The organism is Spongiibacter taiwanensis (assembly GCF_023702635.1).
Lineage (GTDB): Bacteria > Pseudomonadota > Gammaproteobacteria > Pseudomonadales > Spongiibacteraceae > Spongiibacter > Spongiibacter taiwanensis.
On the sequence record NZ_CP098455.1, the window covers coordinates 1,383,779 to 1,396,918 of the forward strand.

General features: G+C 56.2%; 10 protein-coding genes. 5 read left to right on the top strand and 5 right to left on the bottom strand.

The features are described 5' to 3' along the window. Positions 1–70 precede the first annotated feature (70 nt). Complete coding sequence (locus tag NCG89_RS06450) at positions 71–2,542, bottom strand: winged helix-turn-helix domain-containing protein (protein ID WP_251088939.1); 2,472 nt, start codon at positions 2,540–2,542, stop codon at positions 71–73. A 460-nt stretch (positions 2,543–3,002) separates the two neighbouring features. Here NCG89_RS06450 and NCG89_RS06455 point away from each other — a divergent pair, with 460 nt between their 5' ends. The 4 genes from NCG89_RS06455 to NCG89_RS06470 all read left to right on the top strand — a co-directional run bounded on the left by NCG89_RS06455 (position 3,003) and on the right by NCG89_RS06470 (position 7,458). Continuing rightward, on the top strand, positions 3,003–5,369 hold the full coding sequence (locus tag NCG89_RS06455) for a TonB-dependent receptor (protein ID WP_251088940.1): 2,367 nt from the start codon (positions 3,003–3,005) through the stop codon (positions 5,367–5,369). A 514-nt stretch (positions 5,370–5,883) separates the two neighbouring features. Beyond that, entirely contained in the window at positions 5,884–6,600 is a 717-nt protein-coding gene (locus NCG89_RS06460) for a hypothetical protein (protein WP_251088941.1), read from the top strand. Then, positions 6,590–7,195: a cytochrome c oxidase subunit 3 gene (locus tag NCG89_RS06465; protein ID WP_251088942.1), complete on the top strand. Its 606-nt coding sequence runs from the start codon at positions 6,590–6,592 to the stop codon at positions 7,193–7,195. The genes NCG89_RS06460 and NCG89_RS06465 overlap by 11 nt, the downstream gene beginning before the upstream one ends. Further along, positions 7,192–7,458, top strand: a complete 267-nt coding sequence (locus NCG89_RS06470) for a cytochrome C oxidase subunit IV family protein (RefSeq protein ID WP_251088943.1) — start codon at positions 7,192–7,194, stop codon at positions 7,456–7,458. Before NCG89_RS06465 ends, NCG89_RS06470 begins: the two co-directional genes overlap by 4 nt. A gap of 92 nt (positions 7,459–7,550) precedes the next feature. Here the strand turns inward: NCG89_RS06470 and NCG89_RS06475 are convergent, their stop codons facing one another. The 3 genes from NCG89_RS06475 to NCG89_RS06485 form a co-directional block, all read right to left on the bottom strand. Beyond that, positions 7,551–8,000: a hypothetical protein gene (locus NCG89_RS06475; RefSeq protein ID WP_251088944.1), complete on the bottom strand. Its 450-nt coding sequence runs from the start codon at positions 7,998–8,000 to the stop codon at positions 7,551–7,553. 58 nt (positions 8,001–8,058) lie between these two features. Then, positions 8,059–8,547, bottom strand: coding sequence for a hypothetical protein (locus NCG89_RS06480; RefSeq protein ID WP_251088945.1), 489 nt, complete (start codon positions 8,545–8,547; stop codon positions 8,059–8,061). A gap of 241 nt (positions 8,548–8,788) precedes the next feature. After that, the gene (locus NCG89_RS06485) at positions 8,789–10,384 is read right to left on the bottom strand and encodes a peptide chain release factor 3 (RefSeq protein WP_251088946.1); all 1,596 of its coding nucleotides are present in this window, start codon (positions 10,382–10,384) and stop codon (positions 8,789–8,791) included. A 253-nt stretch (positions 10,385–10,637) separates the two neighbouring features. On the opposite strand from NCG89_RS06485, the gene NCG89_RS06490 reads away from it, so the two are divergent. After that, a complete protein-coding gene (locus NCG89_RS06490; protein ID WP_251088947.1) occupies positions 10,638–12,122 on the top strand; it encodes a DEAD/DEAH box helicase in 1,485 nt (494 codons plus the stop codon). A 23-nt stretch (positions 12,123–12,145) separates the two neighbouring features. Here NCG89_RS06490 and modA read toward each other — a convergent pair whose 3' ends face one another. Further along, positions 12,146–13,054 carry a molybdate ABC transporter substrate-binding protein gene (gene modA, locus NCG89_RS06495; protein WP_251088948.1) on the bottom strand — a complete coding sequence of 303 codons (909 nt, stop codon included), beginning with the start codon at positions 13,052–13,054 and terminating at the stop codon, positions 12,146–12,148. Positions 13,055–13,140: the final 86 nt, after the last annotated feature.

A 13,140-nucleotide genomic window follows, 5' to 3' on the forward strand; every position in this document is an offset into this window, starting at 1 on the left:
ATCCGGCATTTTCGGAGATGCCGACCCGCGCTTCAAGATTGTTTACCAAATCGAGAAAAAAATCCTCACCCTATTTAGCGAGCAGCCCCAGTTTTCTGGCGGTGGCAATGGCGGCGGCTCGATTACCAACATCCAATTTTTTGTACAGGTTCTTCAGGTGCCATTTCACCGTGGTGATGGACAAATTGGTGTAGCTGGCAATCTCGGCGTTGGACAAACCAGTTTCCAAGAGGGAGAGCAACTCCGCCTCCCGTTGGGTCGGAGTTCCAATCTCGCCGCCAGTCCGGGAGTGCGCCTCTTCAACCTCCCCAATGCGCAGCAGACGACACAGCTCTTCAAAAAACTCGCTCTCATCACGCAGTGCAAAGGATCGAGCGCTAATACACCCGGACCGGACCAAGGTCTCGACCGTGTCTCGGTAATCCAAAAATGCCCTGAGCAAACGTCGCTGCGCTGCCCGACGCACCGCCCCCGTCAGCAGTTTGGCAGCAAGCTCTACCTTGCCAAGCTGGACAGAGATGGTCGCGCTGGCTAATTCTAACTCCAGCAGGCGCGCATGGCGTCCCTCCGCCTTCAACACCGTCATCTGCCGGGCAACGAGCAACGAGGCAGAGCGAAATTGATGTCGAGCGATCATCAGTTGCAAGCGAGTGGACATCCAGAGTGAAGAAAATCCAGGGTGATCACTGAGGGCATAACCCGCCACTTCGACGCTAAGCACATCGCCATACAGATTGATGGCCCGCGCCTCCGCTTCAGCCTGCTCCAACTCTCCCAGGACCACCAAGCGCTGGATCAGCATGCATGAAAACATCAACGCCAGTCGCGGTGGATAACTTCGTACCCACGCCCGAAGTCGCTCAATGGAAATTTCCCCTGAGATATCGCCGTCCCAGAGTTTAAGTATCGCCTCCAGACCAAACGCCGCATGATCGACCAGAACATTGCTCTGGAAATTGGGCATAGCCACGGCCAGTAAGCGCCTTGCCTCGGCAAGCTCCCCCATCTCCACGGCACAGTAGCTGGCAACACATGCGAGGGAGCAACCAATTTGAGCATCGGCGCCCAAGTCTCTCTTGACCCGGCTAAAAGAGGCCATCAATTCCCGATAGGCACTTGCCACATTCCCTTCAAGGGCGGCAGTCACCCCTTCAATCAATCCTATCCAACCGAGACTATACGGCCCGCCAACATCCAGAAAATAGGGATGCGCCGTCAACATCACCCGACGGGAGTGGCGGAATTCAAAACGTGCGGTCAAACATATGCTCTGTGCGCAGCGCACCGACCCTGAGGAATAGGCATCGCTGCCATTATCGAGTTCAAGCCAACGGACAATCACCTGCTCGCAATCTGCCAGTCTGTCGGTGAACAACTCCAAGCAGAGCCGCAGGTGCATAACACGCAGAGTCAGATTCTCCTTTTCCTCAAAATTTGCCGCCTCGCTCAGCTTAGAGGCCAGGCGATCCAGTTCCCGGCGACCGGCCTGATAACGTCGCTTAAACACCAACGCCCAAACGTACCAAAAATGAGACTCTACTCCTAAGACGCCGCCGAGGGCGTCAAAAGACTGCACCCAGTCGATAAATTGCTGTACGTCGTGCTGCTCGCGGACATAGTGGCTGGAGATCGCATTAAGTAGATGTCCACTGTGCGCTAGATCCTCCGCCGCGAGCGCATAATCGACAGCGTCATGCCATTCCTGTCGCGCCTCGCACCACTGTGCCGCGCGGCGTAGCACTGCAGCCCGTTCTCCATCTGCCAACGTCTGTGCCGCCTCAGTCAGCAAAAACTCCCGGAACATATTGTGTAGCCGATAGCGCTCCCGATTACGGTCTAGCGGAATCATAAAAACGTTGCGACGCAGTAAAAAATTTAGGTAGTCGGATGCGGCCAAATTATCAATGGCATATCGGCAAAGACCTCTTGTAAAGTTTCGCAGCAAAGCCAGCCGTAAGAGAAACCGCTGCAGCTCCACCGAAAATCGAACCATTACCTGCCGCTTCAGCAACGAAACAATATCTTCATCGGTACCCGAAAAATCCGCCAGCGTATCAAGTGGTTTGTCAGACTCTGAAAGCACAATTTGCATCAAGCGAATGGCCGCCGGCCACCCCTCGGTACGCTTTACCATTGCTGCGATTTCGGCCTCGCCAATCGCTTTGCTGAGGTCACTTCCCAACAGCTCAGCCACTTCCTTTGGGCCCAGCCCCAATTCTCTATCCGAAACCTGCCGCACCAGACCCTCTAGTCTGGCCCGACCCACATTAAATTCCGGCTCAGCGGTGCTCGACCATACCAAGCGTAGAGAAGCACCTGTACGAAAGATCAAGCTATCAAGCACCGAAGCGAGGCGCGGATCAATACAGGCATTGAGGTTATCGAGAAATATAATGGTCGGCGGCATTTCAGCAAACTGATCGAGCAAGCCGCTGAGCTGTCGTTCAATGGCTTCCCCCCCCCTGAACCAGGTCCATAACCGAGTGCCCCAGAGAGTCTCGACCGGAATCAAAACATGACAAAAGCCGCTCGACGGTGGCATGGCGCTCGTCCAGCCCCACCCATAGGCAATGCTCGCCTTGATCGACCAGCGATTCATATAAAGCCGACAGGAGCACAGTTTTACCATAGCCTATGGGCGCAACCACGCTTAGCAATTTGGGCTGACGCTCAAACTCGGTCACTAACTGACTCATTAGCTCGGTACGGACTAAGTCAAAAACAAAGCTAGGAGGCCGACTGGCGGCAGACATTGACATTTCCACAGACTTCAAACCTTAGGTATTTCGCGATCAGTACACACCCCCTACCAGAGGAGGGGGGCAACCCCTACTTTCATGCCTATACTAATCCTGATGTTGGTCCGGTATCGACTACAGCCTTTAAAAATCATAATGATCAAACCAAGACATAGGATATAAAAAATGCTCTGGAAATCGACTAAGGGTGAATATGCTCCACAATTTCTTTCAACCCATCACGGCAGCAAGCCAACCTCCACGATGACCCTAGTAGCTGCGATGGCGCTAGTTGGTCTGCCAGCCCAAGCACAGGAACCTGCTAAGAAGCGCCAAAGCCGCCTTATCGAAGAGGTTGTAGTCACAGCCCAAAAACGGGAGGAAAGCGCCCAGGATGTGCCTATCTCGATTCAAGCCTACTCCCAAGGCGTGCTAGATGCCAAAGGCGTGGTCAACGCCGCCGACCTCCCTCACATCACACCGGGTTTGACCGTGACCGCCCAGTCCGGCTACACCAGCACCTATATTCGCGGTGTGGGGAGCGATGCCTTCGTGCTGGGAGACCCTAGCGTCGCTAGCTATATCGACGGTGTTTACTACCCACTGGCGGCGGGCAGCCTGCAAAATTTTGGCTCGGTGGAGCGGATTGAGGTACTCAAAGGGCCGCAAGGCACGCTGTTCGGACGAAATGCGGTGGGCGGAGCGATCAGCGTGATTACCAAAAAGCCGAACCTGAACGAAATCGAAGCGTCTGCGATGGCGGCCTACGAAATGTACGACAGCCCCCACGATGCAACTGCGCGCCGTACCAGAGGTGAAATCAGCATTCCGCTAATCGAGAACCGCTTAGCCGTAAGCCTGGCCGCTGTCGATGATGAAGCCGACCATCACATTGATGGCCGGGTTGGCAGCCCAGCTCGCGACGGCTCCTTGCAGGATATCCCTCAAACCATAGAGAAAGGGGTGCGCGCCAAGGTCCGCTTTTCGCCATTGGATTGGCTGGAAGCCAGCCTGAACTATTCACGCATTGATGCAAAGGGATTGGGCTCAAATTACGCCCCCAATCAGGAGCCGAGCGGCCTGGGTCTGGCGCTGCCGGAACAGGATCCCCGCGGGGGACAACTCGATCCACCACGAGATCAGCTTAACTCTATTGATATCGAGGTGTATTCCGCTGACCTAGTGATGAACACAAACTGGATGGACATTAAACTGCTAGCCAGTGATCAACAGGTGACCGCCATTTATCTATTTGACTTTGATGGCTCAGCACTGCCTCTAGCAACTTTTTATCTTCCCAACCTTTACTCTGACAACCAGTCAGCCGAAATTCAATTTGTGTCCAACGACGAATCCTGGGGCAGCGATTGGCTCACCTGGACTGCAGGTGCCTACTATTTCGAGTCTCTCCAAGGCTACGACCCTGCCTTTTTTCAGCTGAGCGTCGCCAACCTTGACGCTCAGCTTGCACTAGCCAATTCAATGCTCGGCGGCGCAATCGATATCCCGTCAGAAATCACCGATGTTCTACAGGCAGTGGGGCTTCAGGCCGACAACGACAGCGGCGCGGGGGATATCTACTTCAGCGGCTTGCTAAAAACCGAATCGCTGGCCTTCTACGCCCAGGCGACAGCCGCAATCAACGATTGGCTCTCGGTCACACTCGGGGCTCGCTACACCGATGAGGAGCGCACCCTGGACAAATCCACCTCGGGCATCGGTAACGCACAAGGCGACTACATTGTTCCAATCAATGACTACAGCCCTTCAGGTGAGCCGAAACTCAGCACCACGACCAGATCACTTGACCCGAAAGTTGCCCTGGAATTCCGTCCAAACTGGGACGTCTTGGGCGATGCTCCAATGATATATACCAGCTATCAGACCGCCACCAAAGCAGCGATTATTAACGTCATTAACATTCTGCCAGGGAGACCGCCACAAGTCGTCGACGAAGAAAAAATGAATGCGTTTGAAGTCGGCCTGAAAACAACGTTTTTTGACGGCATGACCACATTAAATGCCGCTATTTTTCACTACACAATTGATTCGCCACAACAGCAATTCATTTCCTTTCTGGCGGGCGGCGCGGTGCAGTTTGAAAACTCTGGGGAACAACAACAGCGGGGGTTTGAATTCGATATCACCACGCCCATTTTCCCCAGTTTAGTTGACAACCTGGTTCTGTCAGCCGGCGCGCTATTTCTCGATGCCGAATATACCGATTATAAAAATGCCTCGGGGTTTAGCGCCGAAACCGGGCTGTTCGAAGGCGGTAACGACTACTCCGGCAATCAGATCGTGAAATCTCCTGACGTCACAGGCACCGTCAGCCTTCTAAAAACCATCGAAATGCGCGGCGGACCGTTGGAGCTGGGTGTCGATTACTACTACACCAGTGAGTACAGCTTCGCTCCCCAAGGCACAGATAATGTCATTCAAGAGGGCTACGGCCTTCTCGGCGCCCGTGTGAGCTACCTGTACGAGCCGTGGAACCTTCGGACCACGCTGTATGGCAAAAACTTGACTGGCGAGGACTACAACATTGGCCTGTTTCAAACCGACTTTGGCACGATGGGCGCACGCGCACCGCAAGAGTACTACGGCGTGCGGGTGAACTGGGATTACTAACAACCGCGGTGGCAGCCACCACAATCACCAGAAGGATAACAATATGAAACATCTATATTTCGCAGCCATCAGCTTGACTATTAGCAGCGCGGTAGGCGCCCAACAACTACCGCTAGGCCCGCTCCCACTTGATATCAACCCCAGCGCCTTCACGGCGCTAGGCGATTTTTCTGGCGCGCCAGGCCGGGTCGCTGGCCTGGTAACGACCCTGGCCATCGACCCCCAACCGCTTTTGTCTCTTGGCAGTGGAACCGGGCTACCCCTGGTTTTAGGATTATCCCCCGCGCTTGAGACACTGGTTAGCGACCCTGCAACCCTGCTTACATTTATCGCAGAGGGCGGCACACTGTTGAACAGCTCACTGGCCGCTGTGCCCGACCTACCTTTCATTAGCGAACCATTGCCAGGACTATAACCGAGCCAACCAACGCTTGAAGTTCGCGTGCGAACGGTATTTGATAGCCGAGGAAAATAACCGGACTTATGGCAGTACTTTACTTACTTGGAGATTGATATGAAGCGCAACCCATACCGCTACTACAGCCTTTTTGCCTGGATGGGATTGTTCATGATCCCCGGCACCGTCCTGTTCTGGGGCATTCTGGGCGAAAACATCCCTCCCTACTCCGCCGCCCTGCCAGCGGACGAGTTCGCGGCGGAGATCATTGCCAATGCCTCCAAAATTCGCATCGGCATGATCGGCCAGCTGTGGATTTCGTTTATCTACGCGCTCTGGGGCTTTGTCATCTCCAAAGTGATGGAGGAGGTCGAAGTAGACAACAACCTGCTGTCCACCGTGCAGCGCTGGGGAACTGGCCTGACCACCCTGATCTTTATGCTGCCCTGCGTTATCTGGCTAACCGTGGTCTACCGTCCGGAGCAAATGGACCCACAAATCCTGCAGATCTTCTATGACTTCGGTTGGCTGTTCTTTGACAACACCTTCACGCTGACTTCGATGGCCATGATTACCATGGGTGTGTGCTTTCTGCAGGATGAGCGCCCAGAGCCACTGATTCCGGCCTGGGTGTGTTGGATCGCCATCTGTTCCGGCATCAGCTTTGTAATGGAAATCTTTATGCCGCTATTTAAAAGTGGCGCTTTCTCCCGCAGCGGTCTCATCAACTACTGGATCGAGTTCGGCCTGTTCTTTGTTTACTGGTGGGTCACCGCTATCTATCTGATCAAGGCCATCAATCGTCTGAAACGGGAACATGCCAATGCAGCCTGAGGCACCCTCTGAAGCCGAGGCGCAGTCCAGCAGGGCTGCGCCCAAATTCCACAGCATCTGGGTATTTCTGATCATCGACAGCGTCAGCTTTGCGCTGTTCTTTCTGGTGTTCATGGTCGAGCGGCTCGGCCAGCCCGAGGTATTTTCCCAATCCGCCCGCCAGCTCAGCGAGGGCTTTGGCCTGCTCAACACTGCCATTCTGATCACCGGCAGCTGGCTGGTGGCATTGGCCGTGGTCTCCGCCCGACAGGGCGATGGCAATAAAACCCGCAGGCACCTGATTGCCGCCATTGCCGTTTCCAGCGGTTTTGCGGTGGTAAAGGCGATTGAGTACACCACCAAGGTCAGCGCCGGCATCACGCCGCTGACCAACGATTTTTTCACCTTCTACTACGCCATCACCGGCTTTCACCTGTTCCACTATCTGCTGGGCATGGGCGCGCTGTGCTTTTTGGTCAATGCCACTCCGCGTATCGCTGCGGGGGATGAGCGCAGCCGCAGCTGGCTGGAGGCGGGCGCCCTGTTCTGGCATCTGGTGGATTTACTGTGGATTTATATCTTCGCCATGCTCTACCTGCTGGGGGTACAGTCATGATCAAGGCCTTCGCCAAATCACCCACCGCAGCGTGGGTGGCGCTAATGGTGCTCACCCTGTCGGGGTTTCTATCAGCCGAGTACGGTACACAGCAAATTCTCGCAGTAGCCGCCATCATGGCCCTGTCTGCCATCAAGGCCCGGCTGGTGCTCTATCAGTTTATGGAACTGAGCGAGCTGCCCTTGGCAATACGGGTGTTTTTCAACGCCTGGCTGGTAGTCTGCGCCGGGTTTATTGTGACGCTATTCGCCCTGGCACTGTGAAACCCTCTGGGTCGCAGACCACTTTTTGCGACACAAAAAAAGAGGCCGTATCGGCCTCTTTCGCGTGTTACTCATCGGGGTAAGCGAAACGCTTACTTGGCGCTGGCACCCGCATCAACGTTGACGCTAACACCGACGTTGGTCAAACCTTTGACGGTGTCTTTGGTCTTGCTAACGGTTTCTTTAGCGTCAGCTTTCATTTTTGCATTTGCCTCAGCGCGGACTTGAGCATTAGCTTCCGCTTCAGCATCGCGCTCCGCTTTGCGGGCTGCCGCGTCGGCTTGCATCTGCGCTTTCTTGGCCGCCATTTCATCCTGCTTGGCTTCCGCCTTGGCCTTCATGTCAGCCGCCGTTTCCTGACCTTTGGCAACCGCGTTGTCGGCCTTGGCCGGTGCATCGCTCTTCACCTCGGCTTTGGCTTCCACTTTAGTTTCACTGGAACCACCACCAAACAGACGGCTGAAAAAGCCTTCGGCACTGGCTGATGCGCTGAAACCCATTACCACGCCTGAAACTAACACAGCGCTCATCACTTTCTTCATTCTTCTTCTCCTGTGCACTAATGAAATCGCCCTCCAAATGGAGGGCTTTACCTTGCGATTACTCGGCAGAGGCGCCCGCTTCAACGCTGGCGTCTACTTTGACATTGCCCATATCCTTGAGCGCTTTCTTCTTCGCTTCCAGATCTTCTTTCATCTTCGCCTTGGCTTCGGCACGGGCAGCGGCATCTTCAGCGGCCTTGGCTTCGCGCTCCGCTTTGGCAGCTTCACGCTTGGCTTTCATTTCCTCACGCTTGGCTTCCATGGCAGCTTTCTTTTCAGCGGCAGCTTCCTTCATCGCCGCTTTCTTTTCGGCTGCTGCGTCAACGGATGCATCCTGTTTCGCCGCTGCTTTGGCTTTTGCCGCGTCGGCTTTCTCTTCCAACTCTTCCTCTGACAGGCCTTCGACAGAACCATCGACACTCAGCGCCGCTGATCCAGAACCACTGTCACCACCAATACCTAAGCTACCGGTCAGACTGCCACCAGCAGCAAAGGCGCCCGTGGTTGCCATCATCAAAGCAATGGCCAGCATATTGCGATTGTTCATATTGTATTCCCCGTTTGCGTTAGCTAGTGATACCACATTGTAGTCGGTGACTTGTGACGGACAAGTGATGACTTGGCAAATAATTTCACATTATCAACGCGATGCGAGTCAGCTTAGATTCAGTTTCTGCCCACCGAAGAGGGCAAAAGGGATTGCAGGCAGACAGCGGCGCAACAAGACCGCCGGAAGAGAAGGTAGAGTCGGGGGCCGTCAACAGCCCCCTATGAACTGATGGCGAGGGCTAGTGCTCCCGGGTCGCCCGAAAACGCACCTCGGGGTGACGCTCCTCCGTCAGAGACAAATTCACCCGGGTGGGGGCGAGATAGGTCAGGTGTCCGCCGCCGTCAATGGCCAGGTTGTCGTAGCACTTGCGCTTGAATTCCTCGAATTTCTTCGGGTCATCGCACTCCACCCAGCGCGCAGTGTAAACGTTGATGGGCTCGTATATGGCCTCAACCTTGTACTCATCCTTGAGGCGGTAGGCCACCACATCAAACTGCAGCACCCCAACCGCACCCACTACCAGATCGCTATTGCGCTCCGGCATAAACACCTGGGTCGAGCCCTCTTCCGAGAGCTGCTGCAAGCCCCGCTGAAGCTGCTTGGACTTGAGAGGGTCTTTCAGGCGAATCCGGCGGAACAATTCCGGCGCAAAATGCGGTACCCCGGTAAATTTCAGCTCTTCACCCTCGGTGAAGGTGTCGCCAATCTGGATGGTCCCGTGATTGTGCAGACCGATAATATCGCCCGACACGGCCTCTTCCAGCAGCTCCCGATCCCCCGCCAAAAAGCTCACGGCATCGGCAATCTTCACATCTTTGCCAATGCGCACATGGCGCATTTTCATTCCTTTACGATAAGTGCCGGAGCAAATCCGCATAAAGGCAATCCGGTCCCGGTGCTTGGGGTCCATGTTCGCCTGAATTTTAAAAACAAAGCCGCTGAAGGTTTCGCCTTTGGCATCCACCTCAGTGGCACTGCCATCACTTTGCAGGGCTTCCCGGTTCAGCGGTGCGGGCGCCCATTCAACGAAATCATCCAGCATTTCCCGCACACCAAAGTTGGCCAGCGCGGTGCCGAAGAAAACCGGCGTTAACTGGCCGGCCCGGTAGTCCTCCAGCACAAACTCATGGCTCGCGCCCCGGACCAGCTCGATCTCATCGAGAAAGTCCTGATACTCATCAGCCAGCAGCGCCTTGGCCTCGTCACTGTCGAGGCCGTCGATACGAATATCCTCGGCGACCACACTGCCCTTACCCGGCTGGAACACATGAATGGTATCGGTGTAGAGGTTGTATACCCCCTTGAAATCACGACCCATCCCGATGGGCCAGTTCACCGGCGCCGCGGCGATCCCCAATACGCTCTCAATCTCGTCGAGCAGTTCGATGGGGTCGCGAATATCCCGGTCCATTTTGTTCACAAAGCCGATGATGGGGGTGTCCCGCAGGCGGCAGACATTCATCAATTTGATGGTCCGGTCCTCGACCCCCTTGGCGCCGTCGATCACCATCAGCGCCGAGTCCACGGCGGTGAGCGTCCGGTAGGTATCCTCAGAGAAATCCTCGTGCCCCGGGGTATCGAGCAGGTTCACCACTTTGCCCTTGTAAGGGAACTGCATCACCGACGAAGTCACCGAAATGCCCCGCTCTTTCTCCAGGCTCATCCAGTCAGAGGTGGCCGCTTTGTCGTGCTTTTTGCCCTTGACCGTGCCCGCCACCTGAATCAACTGACCCAGCAGAATCAGCTTTTCGGTGATGGTGGTTTTACCCGCATCCGGGTGGGAAATAATGGCAAAAGTGCGGCGTTTGGCTATTTCAGATTGAGCTACAGACATTGGCGTGGGTGTTCTCGCATGGATATTCGGGCGGAATCGGCGGAGCCTCCGCCAGGATGGGCGTGGATTTTACGCGAAAGCCCCCGGGTTTTCATCGACGATCGCCCGCATAAAATATGACTACTGCGAACAAATGCCGGGGAAATGGCTGGCCAGGGCCGGGAATTTTCCTCAAAATGGTCCCCTTCTGCAAAATCCCGTATTTTTCCCCGCCCGCCAGACCCGGCGGTTCCCCACAGAGAACGTTTTATTTATGAGTTTTTCCTCCCTGGGCCTTTCCGAGCCCATTACTCGGGCCGTGACCGAACTAAACTACAGCACCCCTTCCCCGATCCAGGAACAGGCTATTCCCGCGATCATCCAGGGCCGGGACATTATGGCGGCCGCCCAAACCGGCACCGGCAAAACTGCCGGCTTTACCCTGCCGCTGTTGGAGCGCCTGTCCAAAGGTCAGCCCGCCGGATCCAACCAGGCCCGTGCGCTGGTGCTGACACCCACCCGAGAGCTGGCTGCCCAGGTTGGCCAAAGCGTTGCCGCCTACAGCAAATATCTGCGCATGCGCTCCACCGTGGTTTACGGCGGCGTCAAGATCAACCCGCAAATGATGGCTCTGCGCAAAGGTGCCGATGTCCTCGTGGCCACACCGGGCCGACTGCTGGATTTGCATCAGCAACGGGCCGTGCGCTTTGACCAGTTGGAAGTGCTGGTGCTCGATGAAGCCGACCGGATGTTGGACATGGGCTTTATTCACGACCTGCGCAAAATTCTGGCCCTGCTGCCCCCCAAGCGTCAGACCCTGATGTTCTCGGCAACCTTCTCCGACGATATTCGCCAGCTGGCCAAATCCTTTGTTAGCGACCCGGTCGAGGTTTCCGTCACCCCCCGCAACACCACCGCCGAAACCGTGAAGCAATGGATTGTGCCGGTAGACAAGAAGCGCAAGCCTGCGCTGCTGTGTAAGCTGATCAGCGAAGGCAACTGGCACCAGGTGCTGGTATTCAGCCGCACCAAGCACGGCGCCAATAAGCTAACAAAACAGCTTAGCGATGCCGGCATCACCGCCGCCGCCATTCACGGCAACAAGAGTCAGGGCGCCCGCACCCGGGCCTTGAGCGATTTCAAACAAAACAAGGTTCGTGCTCTGGTCGCCACCGATATCGCCGCCCGAGGCCTGGACATCAGCCAGCTTCCCCAAGTGGTTAATTTTGATCTGCCCAATGTGCCGGAAGATTATGTGCACCGCATCGGTCGTACCGGTCGGGCTGGTGCCAGCGGTCACGCCGTGTCGCTGGTCAGCGCCGATGAATTCGACTACCTGTGCAGTATCGAGCGGCTGATCAAATCTTCTCTCGAGCGCCGTGAGGTGGAAGGCTTTGAGCCCGATCATGTGCTGCCAGAGGGGCGCCCGATCAGCACTCCCCACAAGCCGCGCAAGCCCCGCCCAGCTGGCAACGGCAATGGCAATCAACGGGCCGCAGCAAAACCCGGCGGCAATCGCCGGCGCGGTAATGCCAAACCTGGTGAGTCCGGCCGCAACAGCCAGGGCAATCGGGATAACAGCGGCGCCCGTAAGCGACCCTCCCAAGCCGGAAACAGCGCCGGCAATGATGGCGGAAACACCAGCGGCAAACCGGCCAGCAGCAGGCCAGCCAATGGCAATCAAAAAGCCCAGGGCGGCGAACGCAAATCCAGCAGCACCGGGCGGGCTGCGCCCCGCAGCTTTGGCAGCTTGCGCTAGCAAAAAGCTCCCAGGTTCAGGGGCTAGTCTGAGGGAGTAGTGGCAGAGACAACGTCGTAGCCGTAACGGCGAATCACCGCCTGCCCCTCGGCGCCAGCCAAATAGCCCAGCAGGGCTGTGGCTGCCGCAGTTTTGGACGACCGTTGTAGCAGCGCCGCGTCTTGCAAAATGGGCGGCGCCAGCTCAGCGGGAACACGCCAGAATTGGCCGCGCTGCTCGGCAGGCAACGCCAGGACCTGAGAAAGGGCAACAAACCCCAGCTCGGCATTGCCAGTGGCAACGAACTGAAACGCCTGATTGATATTGTCTCCCAGCACCTGTTTTTGCGTCGTGCTCGCCAGCAGACCTAACCGGCGCAACACTTCTTCCGCCGCTTGCCCGTAGGGTGCCAACAGCGGATTGGCCATAGCCAGATGCGCGAAGCGCCCTTCCTTAAGCATCACCAGGGGATTTGCGGTTTGTATCTGATCAGGCGCCCACAACACCAGCGTGCCGATGGCGTAGCTGAATTGACTGTCTGGAACGGCCAGCCCCTTTTCCACCAGCACATCGATTTTGTGCTGGTCTGCCGACAGAAACACATCGAAGGGCGCGCCGTGCTCGATCTGGGCAAACAGCTTGCCCGATGAGCCAAAGGACAGATTAACGTGGTGGCCGTGCTGGGTTTCAAACCCCTTGGCAAGCTCGCGCATCGGCCCGGCAAAATTGGACGCCACCGCCACGTGAAGCACCTCCGCCGTCACGCTTTGCACGCTGCAGCACACCAGCAACACCAGCGCCCAGGTGCCGCGCACCCAAGGACCGGAACGCGACGGGCGCGGTTCCTGCCGGTGAAATAAAACCGAAGCAAAAATCATCACACCGCCGGCAGAGTTAACGAAGATCGCATTTTGCGGTAGCCACCCCGGCAGACGCAACATCGCAGCGATCACGAGGTGAGCCCGCCGCCAGGCAAGTTCGCATTTGGGGCAGCCTCAACTTTCCATATCACCACCAACCGCACCAAAACAGAGCAGAA